16 protein-coding genes and 1 other RNA gene are annotated in these 21,269 nt (G+C 62.0%); 5 read left to right on the top strand and 12 right to left on the bottom strand.

What is annotated here, in order from left to right; translation table 11 throughout:
- Nucleotides 1-28: 28 nt before the first annotated feature.
- From lapB to gyrA, 12 genes are all read right to left on the bottom strand, one after another.
- Complete coding sequence (lapB, locus tag J7548_RS15795; RefSeq protein ID WP_290976072.1) at nt 29-1,204, bottom strand: lipopolysaccharide assembly protein LapB; 1,176 nt, start codon at nt 1,202-1,204, stop codon at nt 29-31.
- Nucleotides 1,194-1,415, bottom strand: coding sequence for a hypothetical protein (locus tag J7548_RS15790; RefSeq protein ID WP_290976070.1), 222 nt, complete (start codon nt 1,413-1,415; stop codon nt 1,194-1,196). The genes lapB and J7548_RS15790 overlap by 11 nt, the downstream gene beginning before the upstream one ends.
- A 44-nt stretch (nt 1,416-1,459) precedes the next feature.
- Entirely contained in the window at nt 1,460-1,786 is a 327-nt protein-coding gene (locus J7548_RS15785; protein ID WP_290976067.1) for a LapA family protein, read from the bottom strand.
- Nucleotides 1,787-2,029: 243 nt separating this feature from the next.
- Nucleotides 2,030-2,335 (bottom strand): integration host factor subunit beta, encoded by a 306-nt coding sequence (locus tag J7548_RS15780; protein WP_006462119.1) that lies wholly within the window; start codon nt 2,333-2,335, stop codon nt 2,030-2,032.
- Nucleotides 2,336-2,348: 13 nt separating this feature from the next.
- Entirely contained in the window at nt 2,349-4,064 is a 1,716-nt protein-coding gene (gene rpsA / locus J7548_RS15775; RefSeq protein ID WP_290976043.1) for a 30S ribosomal protein S1, read from the bottom strand.
- Nucleotides 4,065-4,271: 207 nt separating this feature from the next.
- The gene (gene cmk, locus J7548_RS15770) at nt 4,272-4,940 is read right to left on the bottom strand and encodes a (d)CMP kinase (RefSeq protein ID WP_290976040.1); all 669 of its coding nucleotides are present in this window, start codon (nt 4,938-4,940) and stop codon (nt 4,272-4,274) included.
- A gap of 59 nt (nt 4,941-4,999) precedes the next feature.
- Complete coding sequence (aroA, locus tag J7548_RS15765; protein ID WP_290976037.1) at nt 5,000-6,331, bottom strand: 3-phosphoshikimate 1-carboxyvinyltransferase; 1,332 nt, start codon at nt 6,329-6,331, stop codon at nt 5,000-5,002.
- 61 nt (nt 6,332-6,392) lie between these two features.
- On the bottom strand, nt 6,393-7,280 hold the full coding sequence (locus J7548_RS15760) for a prephenate dehydrogenase/arogenate dehydrogenase family protein (RefSeq protein WP_290976035.1): 888 nt from the start codon (nt 7,278-7,280) through the stop codon (nt 6,393-6,395).
- Between the two features lie 7 nt (nt 7,281-7,287).
- Nucleotides 7,288-8,409 carry a histidinol-phosphate transaminase gene (hisC, locus tag J7548_RS15755; protein ID WP_290976033.1) on the bottom strand — a complete coding sequence of 374 codons (1,122 nt, stop codon included), beginning with the start codon at nt 8,407-8,409 and terminating at the stop codon, nt 7,288-7,290.
- 63 nt (nt 8,410-8,472) lie between these two features.
- Complete coding sequence (pheA, locus tag J7548_RS15750) at nt 8,473-9,546, bottom strand: prephenate dehydratase (RefSeq protein ID WP_290976031.1); 1,074 nt, start codon at nt 9,544-9,546, stop codon at nt 8,473-8,475.
- 79 nt (nt 9,547-9,625) lie between these two features.
- Nucleotides 9,626-10,738, bottom strand: coding sequence for a 3-phosphoserine/phosphohydroxythreonine transaminase (gene serC / locus J7548_RS15745; RefSeq protein ID WP_290976028.1), 1,113 nt, complete (start codon nt 10,736-10,738; stop codon nt 9,626-9,628).
- A 62-nt stretch (nt 10,739-10,800) separates the two neighbouring features.
- Nucleotides 10,801-13,452, bottom strand: coding sequence for a DNA gyrase subunit A (gene gyrA, locus J7548_RS15740; protein ID WP_290976025.1), 2,652 nt, complete (start codon nt 13,450-13,452; stop codon nt 10,801-10,803).
- Nucleotides 13,453-14,161: 709 nt separating this feature from the next.
- Between gyrA and ompA the strand changes: the two genes are divergently transcribed.
- From ompA to ssrA, 5 genes are all read left to right on the top strand, one after another.
- Nucleotides 14,162-14,773, top strand: coding sequence for an outer membrane protein OmpA (gene ompA, locus J7548_RS15735; RefSeq protein WP_290976022.1), 612 nt, complete (start codon nt 14,162-14,164; stop codon nt 14,771-14,773).
- Nucleotides 14,774-14,883: 110 nt separating this feature from the next.
- Nucleotides 14,884-15,591, top strand: coding sequence for a bifunctional 2-polyprenyl-6-hydroxyphenol methylase/3-demethylubiquinol 3-O-methyltransferase UbiG (gene ubiG / locus J7548_RS15730; protein WP_290976019.1), 708 nt, complete (start codon nt 14,884-14,886; stop codon nt 15,589-15,591).
- A 75-nt stretch (nt 15,592-15,666) separates the two neighbouring features.
- The gene (locus tag J7548_RS15725) at nt 15,667-16,335 is read left to right on the top strand and encodes an HAD-IIIA family hydrolase (RefSeq protein WP_290976016.1); all 669 of its coding nucleotides are present in this window, start codon (nt 15,667-15,669) and stop codon (nt 16,333-16,335) included.
- Nucleotides 16,336-16,549: 214 nt separating this feature from the next.
- A complete protein-coding gene (locus J7548_RS15720) occupies nt 16,550-20,278 on the top strand; it encodes a DUF748 domain-containing protein (protein ID WP_290976013.1) in 3,729 nt (1,242 codons plus the stop codon).
- A gap of 74 nt (nt 20,279-20,352) precedes the next feature.
- Nucleotides 20,353-20,713: a transfer-messenger RNA gene (ssrA, locus tag J7548_RS15715) on the top strand.
- Nucleotides 20,714-21,269 lie beyond the last annotated feature (556 nt).

Genomic DNA, 21,269 nt, shown 5'->3' with positions numbered 1-21,269 from the left:
CCAGACTCTTAAAAATGGCGCGAACGCCTCAATTCATGACGTTCAATTCTTCAGTACGGCGCGGCGGATAGGTTTCCCAATGGCTGCAGCCGGGACATTGCCAATAGAACTGGCGCGCCTTGAAGCCGCAATGGCTGCACTGGTAGCGGGCCAGTTTCTGGGTATAGCCATGCACCAGCGTCTTGACCACCGCCAGCTCCGGCTGGACGTTCTGCGGCGCGGTCATCATGCGCGCTTCGAGGAACTTGTCCAGGCCCAGCAGCGTGGGCGTGCGGCGCAGCTCTTCGCTGACCAGGCTGTTGGCCGCGTCGACGCCCTCGGCATCGAGCACGGCCTTGAACACCACTTCCAGCAGGTCGATCGAGGGCGCTTCGGCCAGGTAGGCGCGCAGCAGGTTGATGCCTTCCTGCGGACGGCCGATGGCGAGATAGCCGTCCATCAGACGCTGCGCCACCAGCGCGGTATGCGGCACGCTCTGGTGTTCGACCCGGCGCCATGCTTCCAGCGCGCCTTCGATGTCGCCCTTGGCGCGCAGGGCGTCGCCCAACAGCATGGTGGCGCGCACGCTCTTGCGGTCAGCGGCCAGCGCCTTGTCCAGCAGCGCGATGGCGGCATCGGCATGGGTGCGCACCAGTTCGTCGGCGGCCAGTTCGCAATAGAACTGGGCGATCTCGCGCTGACGGCCGCCGGCGCCGGTGGCCTGCAGGGTTTCTGCCGCGGAAATGGCGCGCGTCCATTCCTTCTCGCGCTGGTAGATTTCCAGCAGCGCGCGGCCGGCCTGGGCGCTGTATTGGGTATCGATGAGTTTGTTGAAGGTTTCTTCGGCGCGGTCCAGCAAGCCGGCCTTGAGGTAATCCTGGCCCAGTTCGTAGAGCGCATGGCCATGGTGCTCGGCCGGCAGGTCGGGACGCGCCAGCAGGTTCTGGTGCACGCGGATGGCTCGTTCGGTCTCGCCGCGGCGGCGGAACAGGTTGCCCAGCGCAAAGTGCAGATCCACCGTTTCGGGATCGAGCTTGACGATTTCGATGAAGGCGTCGATCGCCTTGTCGGGCTGTTCGTTGAGCAGGAAGTTCAAGCCCTTGAAATAGCCGCGCGGCAGCGTGCGCGACTCGGACAACAGTTGGTTGATGTCAACCCGCGCAGCGATCCATCCCAGTCCGAAAAAGACGGGAATGCCGAGCAACCACCAGAATTCAAATTCCATGACGAGAGGGGAAAATTAAACCTAGATTCAGCAGTTGAATGCCTTCGCCGGTGCCGTGATCGGCGTGCCAGGCAAGGCGCGACGACGCGGCGCACTTAATGTGCGCAAGGAGGAGCAACGCCGCATGGCGCGGCGAGCGCGGTGCCGGCGAAGGCATAGCGCTCTCACCAGCAAGGTGAGCGGTATTGATACAGATAATGCTTGTGTTCATGCGGCTTTCCAAGGGATAGCAAGCGGTCAACTGCTGAATCTAGGTTAAAGGATGTGCTGCGCCGTGATCACGCTGTCGGGCTGCGGCGGCTGGGTCTGCGCCTGGGCAACTTCTTCCTGCTGCTTCTGGATCTGCGTCAGCGCCTTCTTGTAGCGCGCGGCTTCGCGGCGGTGGCGGAATACGATGGGCGTCATGGCCAGCACGCCGAGGATGGCGCCAACCACGAAAAATGCCAGCAGGATCAGCACCAGCGGGTCGGTGCGCTCATAACCGAGGAAGAAATGCAATGTAACTTCCTGGGTATTGCGCAGCGCGAAGAAGAAAAAACAAACGAACAGGATGGCCGCGATCAACCGGGAGATTATTTTCATGGCGCGTATCCTTTTTTGACTGGTCGATAGATTGGGTGAAGCATGTCCGGCCTCTGGCGCCGGATCGGGGCTGCCTTGCAGCGGCCGGCAAAGACGTAGCGAAATTGTACGTGAAAAAAAACGGCATCCAAAGATGCCGTTCATTTTGTTGATAAGCCTTTACACCCATTCACCGAGGGTTTACGGGGCAAGGCTTACCAACGGATACTGCTCAAGTACTGTTTTTCGGGAATGACAAGCGCCTCAATCCTCGCGGATAGGCTGGCCGACCATCGCATCCACACGCTCGCGCAATTCCTTGCCCGGCTTGAAGTGCGGCACCCGTTTTTCGGGAACCATCACCTTGTCGCCGGACTTGGGATTGCGGCCGATGCGCGGCGGACGGCGATTCAGCGCAAAGCTGCCAAAACCGCGGATCTCGATGCGCTGGCCGGTCGCCAGGGCGTCCACCATCGCATCGAGTATGGTTTTGACCGCGTAATCCGCATCCTTTGCAACCAGTTGCGGATAACGCTCAGCCAGGCGGGCAATCAGCTCCGACTTTGTCATGTGGCCCGACTAATCAGTTCTTGTTGTCGAGCTTGGCCTTCAGCAGCGCGCCCAGGCTGGTGGTGCCCGAAGCGGCGTTGGAGTCGGCCGACATCTTCTGCATGGCTTCCTGGGTCTCGGCGTTGTCCTTTGCCTTGATCGACAGCTGGATGCTGCGTGCCTTGCGGTCGATGTTGATGACCAGGGCTTCGACGCTGTCGCCGACCTTCAGGTGGGTACCGGCATCTTCCACGCGGTCGCGGGAGATTTCGGATGCACGCAGGTAACCTTCGACTTCATCGTTCAGCTGGATCACGGCGCCCTTCGGCTCAACCGACTTGACGGTACCGGTCACGATCGCACCCTTGTCGTTCAGGGCGGCGAAGTTGTTGAACGGGTCGCCTTCCAGTTGCTTCACGCCCAGGGAGACGCGCTCGCGTTCCACATCGATGGCCAGGACCACGGCTTCCAGCTCGTCGCCCTTCTTGAACTTGCGCACGGCTTCTTCGCCGGCTTCGGTCCAGGACAGGTCGGACAGGTGCACCAGGCCGTCGATGTTGCCTGGCAGGCCGATGAACACGCCGAAGTCGGTGATCGACTTGATCGAACCCTTGACCTTGTCGCCCTTCTTGTGGCTCATCGCGAAGTCGTCCCAAGGATTCGGCTTGCACTGCTTCATGCCCAGGGAGATACGGCGACGCTCTTCGTCGATTTCCAGGACCATGACTTCGACTTCGTCGCCCAGCTGGACAACCTTGTTCGGAGCCACGTTCTTGTTGGTCCAGTCCATTTCGGAGACGTGCACCAGGCCTTCGATGCCTTGCTCGACTTCAACGAACGCACCGTAGTCGGTCAGGTTGGTGACCTTGCCGAACAGGCGGGTGCCTTGCGGGTAGCGACGCGACAGACCGGTCCACGGATCGTCGCCCAGTTGCTTGACGCCCAGCGAAACGCGGTTCTTCTCTTGATCGTACTTGAGTACCTTGGCGGTGATCTCTTGACCGACCGACAGGACTTCCGACGGGTGACGCACACGGCGCCATGCCAGGTCGGTGATGTGCAGCAGGCCGTCGATGCCGCCCAGGTCGACGAACGCACCGTAGTCGGTGATGTTCTTGACGATACCGGTGACGACGGTGCCTTCCTTCAGGGTTTCCATCAGCTTTGCGCGCTCTTCGCCCATCGAGGCTTCGATCACGGCGCGGCGCGACAGAACGACGTTGTTGCGCTTGCGGTCCAGCTTGATGACCTTGAATTCCAGGGTCTTGCCTTCGAACGGGGTGGTGTCCTTGACCGGACGGGTGTCGACCAGCGAACCCGGCAGGAAGGCGCGGATGCCGTTGGTCAGGACGGTCAAGCCGCCCTTGACCTTGCCGTTGACGGTGCCGGTGACGATCTCGCCGGACTCCATCGCCTTTTCCAGCGAGAGCCACGATGCCAGACGCTTGGCCTTGTCGCGCGACAGGATGGTGTCGCCGAAGCCGTTTTCCAGCGATTCGATCGCAACGGAGATGAAGTCGCCGACGTTGACTTCGACTTCGCCGTTGTCGTTCTTGAATTCTTCAACAGGGATGAAAGCTTCGGACTTCAGGCCGGCGTTCACGATCACGAAGTTGTGGTCGAGACGGACGACTTCTGCCGAGATGACTTCACCCGAACGCATGTCCTGGCGCGACAGCGATTCTTCAAACAGAGCAGCAAATTCGCTGGCGGTATCAACACCTGCAGCGATAACGGTAGTGGTAGACATATGAGAAAAAAGAAAGGTTTGGCCAATATTCGTCGATGCAATCGAACCGACTTGCACTGCCGCCCCCGTCGCCGGGAATGGCATGAAATACTGGGTTAGGTTTATCAACACCCGTCGGACTTTGCATCCGCCGGGCACCAATGGCACTACGGGTACTGCAAATGCATCCCGCCCATATGCGCCTGCAGCGCCGTTAATTCAAGCGCTTCAGTGACCCAGGGCGGCGTACCAACTGAGTACCTGCTGCACCGCTTCATCAGCGGTCATATCGGAAGTATCCAGGTGATATGCGCCTTCCGCCGGCTTCAAAGGCGCCGACGAACGGTTCATGTCGCGTTCGTCGCGTTCCTTCAAATCCCTCGAAAGATCGTCGATGTTAGCAGAAAAACCCTTGTCAATCAATTGCTTATAGCGCCTTCCTGCGCGCGCTTCCACACTGGCGGTCAAAAACACCTTCAACCGGGCGCCGGGGAAGATCACCGTCCCCATGTCGCGGCCGTCGGCCACCAGGCCCGGCGGCTTGCGGAAACCCAGTTGCAGCCCGTACAAGGCCTCGCGAACCGTTATCAAAGCAGCAATTTTCGATGCCGTATTGCCGACTTCCTCGGCCCGGATCGCCTGGGTGACGTCCTCATTGGCCAAAAAGATATGCGCGCCGTCGAAATGGCAGTGCAGATGCTCGGCCGCCTTGGCCAGCGCATGCTCATCGTTGAGCGCGATATCACGCCGCAGCACCGACAGCGCCGTCAGGCGGTACAGCGCGCCCGAATCCAGATAATGGAAACCAAGCTGCTGGGCTACCTTCTGGGCCACGGTGCCCTTGCCGGATGCGGTCGGACCATCGATGGCGATGACCGGGATCTTTGCCTTTTCCATTCAAACCTGTCTGAGAAAATAATTTACGTAAAACCGGACAAACCCTTGCGAAGGGTTTATCAGATCAAGGTTTGCTCGGCAATCCTTTTGAAGACCGTGAAGTAGTCCGGGAAGGTCTTGGCCACGCACTTGGGATCGTTGATGCGGATATGGTTGCCGCGGCGCAACGCCCCGTCCAGCGATGCCAGCGAGAAACACATCGCCATGCGGTGGTCGTCGTAGGTATCGATGGCTGCCGTGCCGATCACGGCCGGCGGCGTCACCTTGAGGTAGTCCTCGCCCTCCTCCACTTCCGCCCCCAGCTTGCGCAGTTCGGTGGCCATGGCCGCCAGGCGGTCGGTTTCCTTCACGCGCCAGCTGCCGATGTTGCGCAAGGTGCTGGGGCCGTCCGCATACAGCGCCGCCACCGCGATGGTCATGGCGGCGTCGGGGATGTGGTTGAAGTCGGCATCGATGGCCTTCAACGGACCGCTGGCCGAAGCCTCGATCCAGTTCTCGCCCATGGTGATGGTGGCCCCCATCTGCTGCAGGGCTTCGACGAAGCGCACGTCGCCCTGGATGCTGTCACGGCCCACGCCTTCGACGCGGATCGGCCCGCCGGCGATCGCGCCGGCCGCCAGGAAGTAGGACGCCGACGAGGCGTCGCCTTCGACGTGGATGCTGCCCGGGCTGCGGTAATGCTGCCCCGGCCTGACCGTGAACTGCTGCCAGCCCTGGCGCTCGACCTCGACGCCGAAGCGGCGCATCAGGTTCAGCGTGATCTCGATATACGGCTTGGAAATCAGCTCGCCGACCACCTCGATCGACATCGGCTCATCGTGCGCCATCAGCGGCGCGGCCATCAGCAGCGCCGTCAGGAACTGGCTGGAGACGTTGCCGCGCACTTTCATACGGTGAGAATTGAGCGTACCGCGACGGATATGCAGCGGCGGATAGCCGGGGTTGCCGGTGTATTCGATGCGCATGCCGACCGCGTTCAACGCATCCACCAGGTCGCCGATCGGGCGTTCGTGCATGCGCGGGACGCCATGCAGCGTGTAGTCGCCGCCCAGCACCGCCAGCGCGGCGGTCAGCGGGCGGATCGCGGTGCCGGCATTGCCCATGAACAGGTCGGCCTGGTGCACCGGCAGCACGCCGTTGACGCCGTGCACGATGTAATCCTGGGTGCCCTCGATCTGCTCCCATTTCACGCCCAGCGTCTGCAGGGCCATCAGCATGACCAGCGTGTCGTCGGAGGCCAGCAGGTCGAAGATGCGGGTGGTGCCGCCGGACAGCGCCGCCAGCAGCAGGATGCGGTTGGAAATGCTTTTCGAGCCCGGCAGCTTGACCGTGCCCTGCACATGCGGCACCGGCGCGAGATCGATATGGCGGGGGTAGGAAGGCTGTTTCATCGTGGTTCGGAATGAAGGTTGATGTATGTATATAGAGAGCGTAATCGCCGCGGCCTGGAAATCAGGAATCCTTGCGCTCGGCAGCCTCGATGGCCGCCGCCCATTGCAGCCGGGCATGCTGCGCGCTGGCGTAGATCTTTTCCAGCGCGGCGCCGTCGCTGTCGGCGATCATCTGCCTCATCGAGGTCAACTGCGCGAGATAGGCATCGACCTCGGTCAACAGCGCATCGCGGTTGGCCAGCGTGATGTCGCGCCACATTTCCGGCGAGGAGCCGGCGATGCGCGTGAAATCGCGGAAGCCGCTGGCGGCATACTGGAACAGCGTAGCCGCGTGCGGCTTGCCGGCGATGTCGTCGACCAGCGCGAACGCCAGCACATGCGGCAGGTGGCTGACCGAGGCGAATACCGCGTCATGCTCCTGCGGCGACAGGCGATGGATGAGCGCGCCGCAAGCCTGCCAGGCGGCAGCCACGCGCTCCACGTCCGCGGCCCGGTTTTCCGGCAAGGCGGTGATCACCACCTTCTTGCCGATATACAAGTCGGCCAGCGCGGCCTCGGGACCATGCTTCTCGCGCCCGGCGATGGGATGGCCCGGCACGAATTGCGCGATCTTGCCGCCCAGCGCCTTGCGGGCTGCGGCAACCACGTCGCTCTTGGTGCTGCCGGCATCGGTCACGATAGCATCCGGCGCCAGATGCGGTGCGATGGCAGCCAGGATGGCTTCCGTCTGCGCCACGGGCGCGGCCAGCAGGATCAGGTCGGCGCCGTTGACGGCAACAGCCGGATCGGTGGCGACCGTATCGATAATGCCCAACTCCTTGGCGCGCGCCAGGCTTGCCGCCGAGCGGCCGACGCCGACGATCTGCTCCGCCTTGCCGGCGCGGCGCAACGCCAGCGCGAAGGAACCGCCGATCAGGCCGACGCCGAAAATGACGACTTTCTTGAACACGGCGGACTCAGGCAAGGACGGTTTTCAGGGCGGCGATGAAGGCGGCGTTCTCTTGCGGCAAGCCGATGGAGATGCGCAGCCATTGCGGCAGGCCGTAGTTGCCCACCGGACGCACGATGATGCCCTTCTTCAGCAAGGCCAGGTTCACCCGCGCGCCGGCGCCGTCATCCTCGCCCACCTTGACCAGCACGAAGTTGCCGTAGGACGGCACATAGCGCAGGCCCAGTTCGTCGAAGGCGGCGGTGAGCTGGCGGTAGCCGGCGCTGTTGATTTCCGCGCTCTTCTGCAGGAAGGCCTTGTCATTGAGGGCGGCGACCGCGGCCGCCTGCGCCAGCGAGTTGACGTTGAACGGCTGGCGGATGCGATTCATCAGGTCGGTCACTTCCGGCTGCGCGATGGCGAAACCAACGCGCAGGCCGGCCAGGCCATAGGCCTTGGACATGGTGCGCGAGACCACCAGGTTGGGATACTGGCGCACCCATGCCGTCGATTCGTACTGGTGCTCGGCGGCCAGGTATTCATTGTAGGCCTCGTCCAGCACCACCACGACATCCGGCGGCACGGCCTTCAGGAAAGCTTCCAGTTCCGCCGCAGAAACGAAGGTTCCGGTCGGGTTGTTGGGGTTGGCCAGGTAGACCAGGCGGGTATCTGCGGTAATGGCCTTGGCCATCGCCTGCAAGTCGTGGCCGAAATCATTGGCCGGCACTTCGATGGCGCGCGCGCCGACCGCTTGCGTCGCCAGTGCGTAGACCAGGAAGCCGTACTGCGCATACACCACCGACTGGCCCGCTTGCACGAAGGCGTGTGCGGCGATTTCCAGGATGTCGTTGCTGCCGTTGCCCAGCGTGATCCAGCTCTGCGGCACATCGTACTTGGCGCTGATGGCGGCTTTCAGTTCGAAACCGTTGGCATCCGGATAGCGCCCCAGCTCGGCCACCGCCTGCTGCATCGCCAGCTTAGCCGACTCGGGCATGCCCAGCGGATTTTCATTGGAAGCGAGCTTGACGATGCTGGCCTCGTCCAGGCCGAATTCGCGCGCCACTTCCGAGATCGGCTTGCCGGCCTGGTAGGGAGCGATGGCGCGGACGTAATCAGGGGCTAACTGCGCGGGAGCGGGTTGTTTGGACATCTTGGTCTTTCCGGAAAGTGGTGATGGCGCCGCCGCCCGGCGGCGCGATGATCGGCGTATGGCTTACAAACCCAGCGGATACGAACCCAGCAGCTTGAAGAAGGCGGCGTTCTGCTTCAGCTCGGCCAGCGCCTGCGCGACCTTCTCGTCCTGCTCGTGGCCTTCGAGGTCGACATAGAAGTAGTACTCCCACGCGCCCATGCGCGCCGGACGCGACTCGAAGCGCGTCATCGACACGCCATGTTTGGCCAGCGGCGCCAGCAAGTTGTACACCGCGCCGGCCTTGTTGGGCACCGACAGCACGATGGAAGTCTGGTCGCGGCCGGAAGGCGCGGTGCGCAGACGGCCGATGATGGCGAAGCGGGTACGGTTGTGCGGGTCGTCCTGGATGTGGGCGTTGACGGTCTGCAAGTTGTACTTTTGCCCTGCGATCTCGCCGGCAATCGCCGCCACGCTCGGATCATCGCCGGCCATGCGCGCCGCTTCGGCGTTCGACGCCACGGCCTGGCGCTCGATACCCGGGTAGTTCTGGTTGAGCCAGGCGTTGCACTGCGCCAGCGCCTGCGAATGGGCGCAGATGCGGGTCACGCCGTCCATGCTGCCGCCCTTGGTCATCAGGCTGTGGTGCACGGGGATGGCCACTTCGCCGCTGATGGTCAGCGTCGTCTGCAACAGCAGGTCCAGCGTGCGGTTGATCACGCCTTCCGAGGAATTCTCGATTGGCACCACACCGAAATCGGCGGTGCCGGCCTCGGCGTCGCGGAACACTTCATCGATGGACACGCAAGGCAGGCCTTCGATGGCATGGCCGAACTGCTGGTACACCGCCTGTTCGCTGAACGTCCCTTCCGGGCCGAGGTAGGCCACCACCACACGCTTTTCCAGCGCGCGGCAGGCCGACATCACTTCGCGGAAGATGGTCTGGATATCGGTCCCCAGCAAGGGGCCGGGATTGCGCTCGGCCGCGCGGCGCAGCACCTGCGCTTCGCGCTCCGGGCGGAACACCGGGGCGTTGGTCTCGGCCTTGACGTGACCCACTTCCTGCGCGACGCGGGCGCGCTGGTTCAGCAGGTCGAGGATCTGCGCATCGATGGCATCGATCTGCTGGCGCAGCGGCAGCAATTTGTCGTCACTCATTTCGCTCTTTCTGGTTCAATGGCCGCCGCCCGGCGTCGGCAAACGCCACACCGGGGCAGGCGGCCTTGCGCGGGCCGGATCAACCGTGCCGGCGTTCGAATTCTTTGAGGTAATCGACCAGGGCCTGTACGCCCTCGATCGGCATCGCGTTGTAGATCGATGCACGCATGCCGCCGACAGACTTGTGGCCTTTCAGTTGCAGCAGCCCGCGCTCCTTGGCGCCGGCGAGGAATGTGTCATTGAGCGACTCGTCGCGCAGGAAGAACGGCACGTTCATGCGGGAACGGCAATCCCTGGCGATACGGTTGCTGTAAAAATCGGTACCGTCCAGATAGCCGTACAGCAGGTCGGCCTTGGCGATATTGCGCTTTTCCATCGCCGCCACGCCGCCCTGGCGCTTCAACCACTGGAACACCAGGCCGGCGATGTAGATCGCGTAGGTCGGCGGGGTGTTGTACATGGAATCGTTGTCGGCCACGATCTTCCAGTCGAAGGCCGTGGGGCAGATCGGCAGCGCGTGGCCCAGCAGGTCTTCGCGCACGATGACGATGGTCACGCCGGCCGGACCGATGTTCTTCTGGGCGCCGCCGTAGATGACGCCGTACTTCGACACGTCGATCTCGCGCGACAGGATGTGCGAGGACATGTCGGCCACCAGCGGCGCGCCGTTGGTGTCGGCTGCCACATCCGGCGTGTATTGGTATTCGACGCCGTCGATGGTTTCGTTGCTGCAGATGTGAACGTAGGCCGCATCCTTCGACAGCTTCCAGTCGGCGCGCGCCGGGATGCTGGAAAACTTGTGGTCGGCCGACGATGCGGCGACGTTGACGGCGCAGTAACGGCCCGCCTCCTTGATCGACTTGGTCGACCAGGAACCGGTGTTGATGTAGTCGGCCACGCCCGGCTGGTGCTTGCCGGCCGGCGAACGCAGCGCCGCCAGGTTCATCGGGATGATGGCGTTCTCGGCGATCGCCCCGCCCTGCAGGAACAGCACCTTGTAGTTCGAGGGAACGGCGAGCAGCTCGCGCACGTCGCGCAGGGCCGCCTCGATGATGGACATGTATTCCTTGCCGCGATGACTCATCTCCATGACCGACATGCCGCTGCCATGCCAGTCCAGCATCTCGTCGGCTGCCTGCTGCAGCACTTCCTTGGGCAATACCGCCGGACCGGCGGAAAAGTTGTAGACCATATCTGCGATCACAATCAAAAAAGGCGGCTCACATGGTGCGAGCCGCCTTGGGTTACAACATATTACTCCTCGGCAGCCGGTGTTTCACCACTGGCGGCTTCCGTCCCTTCGGCGCCTTCGCCACGCTCATCCTCGACATCCGATTCAACCACGCGCTGCAGGCCCGACAGCTTGGTGCCGTCTTCCACCGCGATCAGGGTCACGCCCTGGGTGGCGCGGCCCATCTCGCGGATCTCCGACACGCGGGTGCGGATCAGCACGCCGCCGGTGGTGATCAGCATGATCTCGTCGGTCGGCTCGACCAGCGTGGCGGCCACGACCTTGCCGTTGCGCTCGCTGGTCTGGATCGCGATCATGCCCTTGGTGCCGCGGCCATGGCGGGTGTACTCGGTGATCGGAGTGCGCTTGCCGAAGCCGTTCTCGGTCGCGGTCAGCACCGACTGCTGTTCGTTTTCAGCGACCAGCAGCGCGATGACCTGCTGCGTTTCTTCCAGGTTCATGCCGCGCACGCCGCGCGCGGTGCGGCCCATCGGGCGCACGTCGTTTTCATCGAAGCGCACCGCCTTGCCGGAATCCGAGAACAGCATCACGTCATGCGCGCCATCGGTCAGCGCGGCGCCGATCAGGAAGTCGCCTTCATCGAGGTCGACCGCGATGATGCCGGCCTTGCGCGGGTTGGAGAAGTCCGACAGCGGGGTCTTCTTGACGGTGCCCAGGCTGGTCGCCATGAACACGTAGCGGTCTTCCGGGAAGCTGCGGTTCTCGCCCGACAGCGGCAGCACCACGGTGATCTTCTCGCCGTCCTGCAGCGGGAACATGTTGACGATGGGCTTGCCGCGCGAGTTGCGCGAGCCCTGCGGCACTTCCCACACCTTCAGCCAGTACAGGCGGCCGCGGTTGGAGAAGCACAGGATGTAGTCGTGCGTGTTGGCGATGAAGAGCTGGTCGATCCAGTCGTCGTCCTTGGTCGCCATGGCCTGCTTGCCGCGGCCGCCGCGCTTTTGCGCGCGGTATTCGGAAACCGGCTGCGACTTCATGTAGCCGGTGTGCGACAGGGTCACGACCAGGTCCTGCGGCGTGATCAGGTCTTCGGTGGCCAGGTCGGTGGCATTGTGCTCGATGGTCGAGCGGCGCTCGTCCTTGGCGCCGATGCCGAAGTCGTTCTTGGCCGCGTTCAGCTCGTCGGTGATGATCGCAGTCACACGCGCAGGCTTGGCCAGGATGTCGAGCAGGTCGGCGATCTGCTCCATGACTTCCTTGTATTCGTTGACGATCTTGTCCTGCTCCAGGCCGGTCAGGCGCTGCAGGCGCATCTGCAGGATTTCCTGGGCCTGCTCGTCGGACAGCTTGTACAGGCCGTCGGACTGGATGCCGTACTGGGCCGGCAGGCTTTCCGGACGGAAAGCTTCGATGCCGCCTTCGTTGGCTTCGCCGGCGCGCGCCAGCATCTCGCGCACCATCGACGAATCCCAGGCGCGCGACATCAGCTCGGCCTTGGCGATCGGCGGCGTGGGCGCGGCGCGGATGATGGCGATGAAATCGTCGATGTTGGCCAGCGCAACCGCCAGGCCTTCCAGCACGTGGCCGCGTTCGCGCGCCTTACGCAGTTCGAACACGGTGCGGCGCGTCACCACTTCTCGGCGGTGCGACAGGAAGCATTCCAGCAGCTGCTTCAGGTTCAGCAGGCGCGGCTGGCCGTCGACCAGCGCCACCATGTTCATGCCGAAGGTATCCTGCAGCTGGGTCTGCTTGTACAGGTTGTTGAGCACCACTTCCGGCACTTCGCCGCGCTTGAGTTCGATGACCACGCGCATGCCCGACTTGTCGGACTCGTCGCGCAGGTCGGAGATGCCTTCCAGCTTCTTCTCGCGAACCAGTTCGGCGATGCGCTCCAGCAGCGCCTTCTTGTTGACCTGGTAGGGCAGCTCGTCAACGATGATGGCGATGCGGCCCTCGCGGCCGTACTCTTCGAAGTGGGTCTTGGCGCGCATCACCACGCGGCCGCGGCCGGTGCGGTAACCGTCGCGCACGCCGGAGACGCCATAGATGATGCCGCCGGTCGGAAAGTCGGGCGCGGGGATCAGCTCGATCAGCTCATCGATCGTGCAATCGCCATTGCCCAGCAAGTGCAACGCGCCATTGATGACTTCGGTGATGTTGTGCGGCGGAATGTTAGTGGCCATGCCCACGGCGATGCCGGAGGAGCCGTTGACCAGCAGGTTGGGGATACGCGTCGGCAGGACCGAGGGTTCCTTTTCCTTGCCGTCGTAGTTGGGCACGAAATCGACGGTTTCCTTTTCGATGTCGGCCAGCAATTCGTTGGAAATCTTGTCCAGGCGGCACTCGGTGTAACGCATCGCCGCGGCGCCGTCGCCGTCGATCGAGCCGAAGTTGCCCTGGCCGTCCACCAGCGTGTAGCGCAGCGAGAAGTCCTGCGCCATGCGCACCAGCGTGTCGTAGATCGAGGCATCGCCGTGCGGGTGGTATTTGCCCATGACTTCGCCGACCACGCGCGCGCACTTCACGAACGGGCGGTTCCAGACGTTGTTCATCTCATGCATCGCGTACAGCACGCGGCGATGCACCGGCTTCAGGCCGTCGCGCACATCGGGCAGTGCACGCCCCACGATCACGCTCATGGCGTAATCAAGGTAACTCTTGCGCATCTCTTCTTCGAGGGAAATGGGGATGGTTTCTTTAGCGAATTGATCCATTGGAGAGTCGAAAGATGTTTCCCGGCAAAAATGCGCCGGGCGGGCCATGCCCTTGGACGTAATCTGAACAGCGCATTCTAGCATGCCGCAGGGGCGCCACACCGGGTCGGCGCCCTTGACTTTCCGCCTTGCGGCCGTGCAGGCGCGACATCGCTGCGTCCCTGTGCCACGCACTTTCGGCCGCCTTCAAATCAGGCTATCTATTATTAGTAGGTAGCGGAACAAGACGGCCGGCGGGAGTTTCCATCAGAACACTTTTCCAATGAACAACATCCGGGCGAAAGTGGACTTTCTGGAAAGTTTTTTGGGAACCTGTTTTTCCCGGACTTGCCATCGGGAGATACCTGAATTTTCACTCGCATCGACGCGGGGCCGGAAATGCAATTCCCTTTCGCTGCGACAGGTTTGGCGAACTACATGAAAAATAAGGATTTTCTTGCAAAAATCGCTGTTTTCCCAGCTCTTCCGGAGCGAAAAAAACACCTAAAAATCACGTTGCGCAGAAACAACACAGTCCCAAAAACGTTGTCTGGACCAAATAGCAAGCATCGCTCAAGGGCAATCCCTGTGGCAGAATGGCGGCTAAGTTCATCGCATGCACCTAGGGAACAAGGGGCTGTGACGACCTGAACACATGATATTATTCATTTTTGATGTCGTAATCTTGTAGCGCAGTTTATCTGCGGATATCTCACCCGAGAGGAGAAACATGAACAAATTAGCAAAACTCGTCTTCGCTGCTGCGTCCGCAGCCATCGCTCTGTCTGCCACCGCTCAGGAAGTCAAGGACATCAAAGTCCGCCCGAACAGTGCTTACCTGCAAGATGGCCGTGACATCGTGACCCGCAGCGGTTACGGTCTGTGCTGGCAAACTGCCTACACCAACGGTCCTTGCGAAGAGCCGCCTGCTCCGGTTGCTGCCGCTACTACCGCTGCTCCTGCCGCTGCCGCTCCTGCTGCTCCGACCTCGGAAAAAGTTACCTACGCTGCTGACGCATTCTTCGACTTCGACAAGGCTGTCCTGAAGCCGGCCGGCAAGGCCAAGCTGGACGAACTGGTCGGCAACCTGAAGGCGATCAACCTGGAAGTCATCATCGCCGTCGGCCACACCGACTCCGTTGGCTCGGTCGCTTACAACCAGAAGCTGTCGGTTCGCCGCGCTGAAGCCGTCAAGGCATACCTGGTTTCCAAGGGCGTCGAAGCTAACCGCGTCTACACCGAAGGCAAGGGCAAGTCGCAACCGGTCGCAGACAACAAGACTGCAGCTGGCCGCGCCAAGAACCGCCGCGTGGAAATCGAAGTTGTGGGTACCCGCAAGTAATCGATTGACGCTACAAGGCTTCAATGAACCCCGCTTCGGCGGGGTTTTTTTATGCCCATTTGCTTTCGCCCCATCCGACACCTTCCCCTGTTTCGGCTATCATTGCGCCTATGAATGCGACCAATGCCGACCCCCAAGAACTCCAGAAATTCAGTGAGCTGGCCCACCGCTGGTGGGATCCCGGTTCCGAATTCCGCCCCCTGCACGAGATCAATCCGCTGCGCCTGGAATGGATCAATACCCGCGCGCCGCTGGCCGGCAAGAAAGTGCTCGATATCGGCTGCGGCGGCGGCATCCTGGCCGAATCGATGGCGGCCAAAGGCGCCAACGTCACCGGCATCGACCTCTCCGACAAGGCCCTGAAGGTAGCCGACCTGCACAGCATGGAATCCGGCGTGCAGGTGCGCTATGAAAAGATCGCCGCGGAAGACATGGCCGCCCGCGAGCCGGGGCAATTCGACGTCGTCACCTGCATGGAAATGCTGGAGCACGTGCCCGATCCCTCCTCCATCGTGCGCGCCTGCGCCACCCTGGTCAAACCTGGCGGCAAGCTGTTCTTCTCCACGCTCAACCGCAATCCCAAGGCTTACCTGCTGGCGATCATCGGCGCCGAATACCTGTTGCGCATGCTGCCCAAGGGAACGCACGACTACGCCAAGTTCATCACCCCGGCCGAACTGGCGCGCTATATCCGCCAAGCGAGCCTGGAGATCGACGGCTTCAAGGGCCTGAGTTACAACCCGCTGACCAAGATCTACTCGCTCAACAACGATACCGACGTCAACTACCTGGTCGCCTGTACCCGACCGCTGGCCTAAGCCGCATCGACTGCCGGACGCCGCAACACGCGCGGCGTCCTTCCATCCAACCTCATCCTCTTCCTGCTTCGCACCATGCCACTACGCCCACCGCGCGCGATCCTGTTCGACCTCGACGGCACACTTGCCGACACCGCCCCCGACCTCGCCGCCGCCGCCAATTTCCTGCGCAGCGAACACGGCCTGGAACCGGCGCCTTACGAGGTGCTGCGCCCGGTCGCATCAGCCGGCGCGCGCGGCCTGATCGGCGCGGCGCTGGATATCCACCCCGGCCACGCGGAATATGAAGCGCTGCGGGTGCGTTTCCTGGAGCGCTACGAAGCCAACATGGTCACCCACAGCAAATTGTTCGACAGCATCCCCGCCATGCTGGCCCAACTGGAAGCGCGCGGCATCGCCTGGGGCATCGTCACCAACAAGGCGGCGCGCTTCACCGATGCGCTGGTGCCGCAGATCGGCCTGGGCCATGCAGCCTGCGTGGTGTCCGGCGACACCACCCCGCACCCCAAGCCGCACCCGGCCCCGCTGCTGGAAGCGGCCAAGCGCCTGCAACTGGCGCCGGAGGATTGCTGGTATGTCGGCGACGACTTGCGCGACGTGCAAGCCGGCAAGGCCGCCGGCATGCCCACCGTCGCCGCCGCCTGGGGCTATTGCGGACACACGGAGCCGGCCTCCTGGGATGCCGATGCGCTGCTGCACGCGCCGGAAAAACTGCTGGAGCTGCTGGAACCCGCGCCCATCTGATCGCCGCGCATGCCGGCCAATGCCTCCACCAATCGGCTGCTCCATGCAGCCGATTTTCATTCCAAGCCCGCAGCTGTCGCATTAGAATGATGCAGGCGGCCATCCGTGCCGCATCCGCTCTTCGCATACAGAACAAAATCGTGACCGCAGCGGCGCCGCCCGCCTGTCTGAGCAGCGCCCCGCCGCCCGGTCGCATCGAGAAGGAACCTCCAACATGGCCAATCCAGGCATCGCAGCAACCATCAAAAACTGGCAATCGCAACCGCGTTTTCGCCGCCCGCTCAAATGGTTTGCCTGGTTCCTGGCGGTCATGCTGGTCCTGGCCGCCGTCAGTTGGCTGACGCTGCCCTCCTTCGTCAAAAAGATCGCCATCGAACAGACCCAGGAAAAGATCGGCCGCAAGATCGATATCGGCGCTGTAGCATTCAATCCCTTCCGGCTGGCGCTGACCGTCTCCGATGTCACGCTGTACGAACCCGACCAGAAGACCCCCTTCTTCTCGGCGAAAAGCCTGGTGGTCAACGCCTCCTCCACCTCGCTCTTCCGCCTGGCCCCGGTACTCGACGAAATCAAGCTGACCGCGCCCGACCTGCACGTGGTGCGTTTGGATGCCGACGGCATCGGCCACTACAACTTCTCCGACATCCTCGAACGCATCGACGCCATGCCCAAGAGCGATTCGAAGACCCAATTCTCGCTGGCCAACGTGCAACTGCAAGACGGCAAGATCCGCTTCGAAGACAAGGTCACCGGAAAAGACATCGACATCAAGGCGTTGCAGATCGGCCTGCCTTTCATCTCCAACCTGTCCGGCAATATCGACAGCTTCGTGCAGCCCCATCTCGCGGCCGACATCAACGGCACCCCCTTCCGCCTGCAAGGGCGCAGCAAACCGTTCGCCAGCTCGCAGGAATCGAACTTCGCCATCGACATCGACAAGCTCGATGTGGTCAGCTACCTGCCTTTCGTGCCGGCCCAGTTGCCGGTCATCCTGCAAAGCGCCAAGCTCTCGACCAAGCTGGACCTGAACTTCGTGCGCGCCGGCGACCAGCCCAAAGTCGCCCTGAGCGGTGAACTCGCGCTGGAAGACGTTTCGGTACAGGACAAGAGCCAGGGACAACTGTTCAAGGCCCGGAAACTGGCCGCCAACATCAAGCAGTTCGACGTGCTCAACGCCAGCGGCGAGATCGCGCAAGTCAGCCTGGAAGCGCCGCAAGTGTGGGCTGCGATGAACGCCCATGGCGAGATCAACTGGGTACGGGCGCTGGCCTCCGGCAAACCGGCCAAGGCCGCCAAGGCAAGCAGCGCGGCAGCGACGCCGGCCCCCGCTCCCGCCACTGCGGAAAAGAAGGATGCCGTCATCCTGGTGCAGCAGTTCAGCGTACGCGATGGCGAAATCAACTGGCGCGACGAAGCCAACGCCTCGCCCGCGCAAAACGTGCAGTTGGGCCAGCTCAGCGTCGACGCCGAACAGATCTCGACCGCCGCCGATGCCAAGCCCGCGGCACTCAAAATCTCCCTCGTCGAAAACGGCCACGGCAAGCTGGCGTTCGACGGCGCCATCGCGCCGCTCAAGCCCCAGCTCAACGGCAAGCTGACGCTGGAAGGCATCGACATCGCCGGCTACCAGAACTACCTGAACCGCTCGCTGGCCGCCAATGTCTCCGGCTCCTTGTCCGGCGCCTCCACCATCCAGTTCCAGGACCAGCAACTCAAACTCGGCGACACCGGCCTCGACCTCGCCAACCTCAAGCTGACGCCCAAAACCAAGAGCCCCAACGCCATCACGGTGAAATCGATAGCGCTGCAAAACGCCTCGCTCGATATGGCCGCGCATCAGGCGCAGGCCGATGCCATCCGCATCAGCGGCCTGGCCGGCGATATCCGGCGCGAAGACGACGGCAGCTTCAACGTGCAGAAACTGCAGGCGGCAACACCCGCCGCGCCCGCCGCAACAGCACCTGCGCCGGAAGCCGTCGGCAAAGCGGCTGCCCGCGGCGCGCCCGCCCCGCAATGGGTGGCGCGCCTGAACAGCTTCAGCCTGGCCGACAGCAGCATCAACTTCGAAGATACATCCGCCGGCCCCAAGTCCCGCCTGAAGATCCAAGGCATCAACCTGCAAGTGCAGAACCTTTCCAGCAAGCTGGACCAGAACACCAAGCTGAGCCTGCAAGCGCAGTTCGACAAGAGCGGCAAACTCGACATCAATGGCCAGGCCGCCCCGCAGCTCAAGAACATCAACCTCAACCTGGATGCGAAAAACCTGCCGATAGCCCCCTTCCAGGGCTACTTCTCCAATGTGCTCAACGTCGCGCTGACCAGCGGCCTGCTCAGCGCCAAGGGCAAGCTGGCCGTCACGCCGCCGCTGGAGCAGCAGAAATTCGCGCTCAGCTACAACGGCAGCGCCGCCCTGGCCAACCTGCGCATGCAAGACAAGGTCACCGCCACCGACTTCCTGCGCTGGCGCGCGCTCGACATCACCGGCATCCAGGCCAAGCTGGGCGAACGCGCAAATATCTCGCTGGACAAGATCGCGCTGAGCAACTTCTACGCGCGCGCCATCCTGTCCGACAAAGGCCGGCTCAACCTGCAGGACATCCTGGTTGCCGATGCCAAATCGCAAGGCTCGATCACCAATGCCGACAAGCAGGACGGCAAGGACCAGAAAGGCCAAGCCTCCGTCACCGAGCAAAAAACCACCACCTCCAGCGCCCCGGTCACCGCCGCTGCCCCCGCCCCGAATGCGCCTGTCATCCGCATCGGGCAAGTCGTGCTGGCCGCCGGCAACATCAACTACACCGACAACTTCGTCAAGCCGAACTACACCGCCAACATGACCGACCTGGCCGGCACCATCGGCGAGATCTCGTCGGAGAAGCCGCAACCGGCGCCGGTCAACATCAGCGGCAAGATCGACAACGACGCCCCGCTGCAGATCTCCGGCTCGCTCAACCCGCTGTTCAAGCCCATGTTCCTCGACATCAAGGCCAGCGCCAACGGCGTGCAGCTGCCGCGCCTGACACCCTACTCGGCCAAGTACGCCGGCTACCCGATCACCAAGGGCAAGCTGTCGATGGATGTGCAATACAAGATCGAGAACGACAAGCTGGTCGCCGAAAACGACGTGCGCATCGAACAGCTCACCTTCGGCGAGCACATCGACGGCCCCGACGCCACCAAGCTGCCGGTGATGCTGGCGGTCTCGCTGCTCAAGGACCGCAACGGCAACATCAACCTGAACCTGCCGATCTCCGGTTCGCTCTCCGACCCGCAATTCTCGGTCGGCGGCATCATCCTGCGCGTGTTCGTGAACCTGATCGTCAAGGCCGTCACCTCGCCGTTCGCCCTGATCGGCTCGATGTTCAGCGGGTCGGACAACATCGGCGACCTGCACTACATCGAATTCAAGCCGGGCTCGTCCGAGATCACGCCTGAAATCCGCAAGAAGCTCGACGCCCTGGGCCACGTCCTCACCGAACGTCCCGGCATCAAACTCGACATCACCGGCCGCGTCGATCCCAAGATCGACGACCAGGGCCTGCGCGAAGAATCCCTGAACCGCCAGATGCGCTCCCTCAAGCGCAAGGACCTGATCGACAAGGAAGGCCAGCCCTCCGGCCCGGTGCAGATCGGCGACGCCGAACGCGCCAAGTATATGGAGCGGGTCTACAAGGATGGGAAGTTCAAGAAACCGCGCAACATGATCGGCCTGACCAAATCGCTGCCGCCGGAAGAGATGCAGAAGTTGATCGTCGACAACACCGAAGTCACGCCAGACGACCTGCGCAACCTGGCCCAGCGCCGTGCCGACCAGGTCCGCAGCTACCTGCAGGAGCAAAGCGCGATTCCGCCGGAACGCATCTTCCTGATCGCCCCCAAGCTCAACGCCGACGGCATCCCGGACAAGGAAGCCACCACCCGGGTCGACCTCGGCATCGAATGACGGAGCCAAAGTTGCGCCTGCGGGCTTGATAAAACCGGAAGCGCCCCTACAGTAGGTTATAATTCACCTTCTGCGGGGGCGACTTGGTTTCGACGTGGGTTGCAAAGCAGAACAGGGCATACCGAGGCCTGATCACCTCGTAAATACAGTCAGAACTTAAATAACTGCTAACGATAACTCGTACGCACTGGCCGCTTAATCCCGGCTAGCTCCACACCATCTCGTCTCTGGGGTGGGCTGGCAACAGCAGTGGAGTCATTTACAGAGAATCGCTTCGGAACGGGTCACTTGGACCGAAGTTAAATTTAAGGTGACTAGCCTTGCCGCAGCGTGTGCGTCCGCGTCGGCCGGGTTAAATCAAATGACAGCACTAAGTATGTAGAACTGTCTGTAGAGTGCTTGCGGACGCGGGTTCGATTCCCGCCGCCTCCACCAAACAAAAGGAAATGGCCCCGATGGGGCCATTTCCTTTTGTTTTTTGATGCTTCGGTAGCCGATATCGACTGCGATGCCGCTGAATTAATGGTCGCGCCTACAACCGTACGTCCTACTTCCCCGAACGCAAGAGGATGACGCAACGCTGGGCGGATTATCTGGATACCTTGCGCAAAGGTGCTGACGTGCTTCAATTATGAGAAGACTAATAACCATTTCGAAGCACAACTCGCTCGGCAAGCGGCTTAGTTTTTCGATCAGTCCTGGTCCAGACCGAGGGGTCATTCCGTCACTTTTCAACGAATTTTTCCCCCACCCTGTCAATGCGTAAAACGTTACGCGGCTGTGAATAAGTTTTCGGTTACGAGATCAGTTTCTCCTTTCTTTGCAGTTCTCCTAGTGGATGGTTTTCTGATCGTTTCGCTGTTCTTGAAACGCCAGGAATCAATTGTTTTTTGCATGACAGAATCTGACAGCATTCGTCAGAATTTGATGAAAGAGACAACACACCTTCCCTCATAGAATCACTCGCAGTCAAAACTATCTTTGAGTGATT

The organism is Herbaspirillum sp. (assembly GCF_017744395.1).
In the GTDB taxonomy this organism is placed as follows: Bacteria; Pseudomonadota; Gammaproteobacteria; order Burkholderiales; family Burkholderiaceae_D; genus Herbaspirillum.
This window is presented reverse-complemented; position numbering and strand designations above follow the sequence as displayed.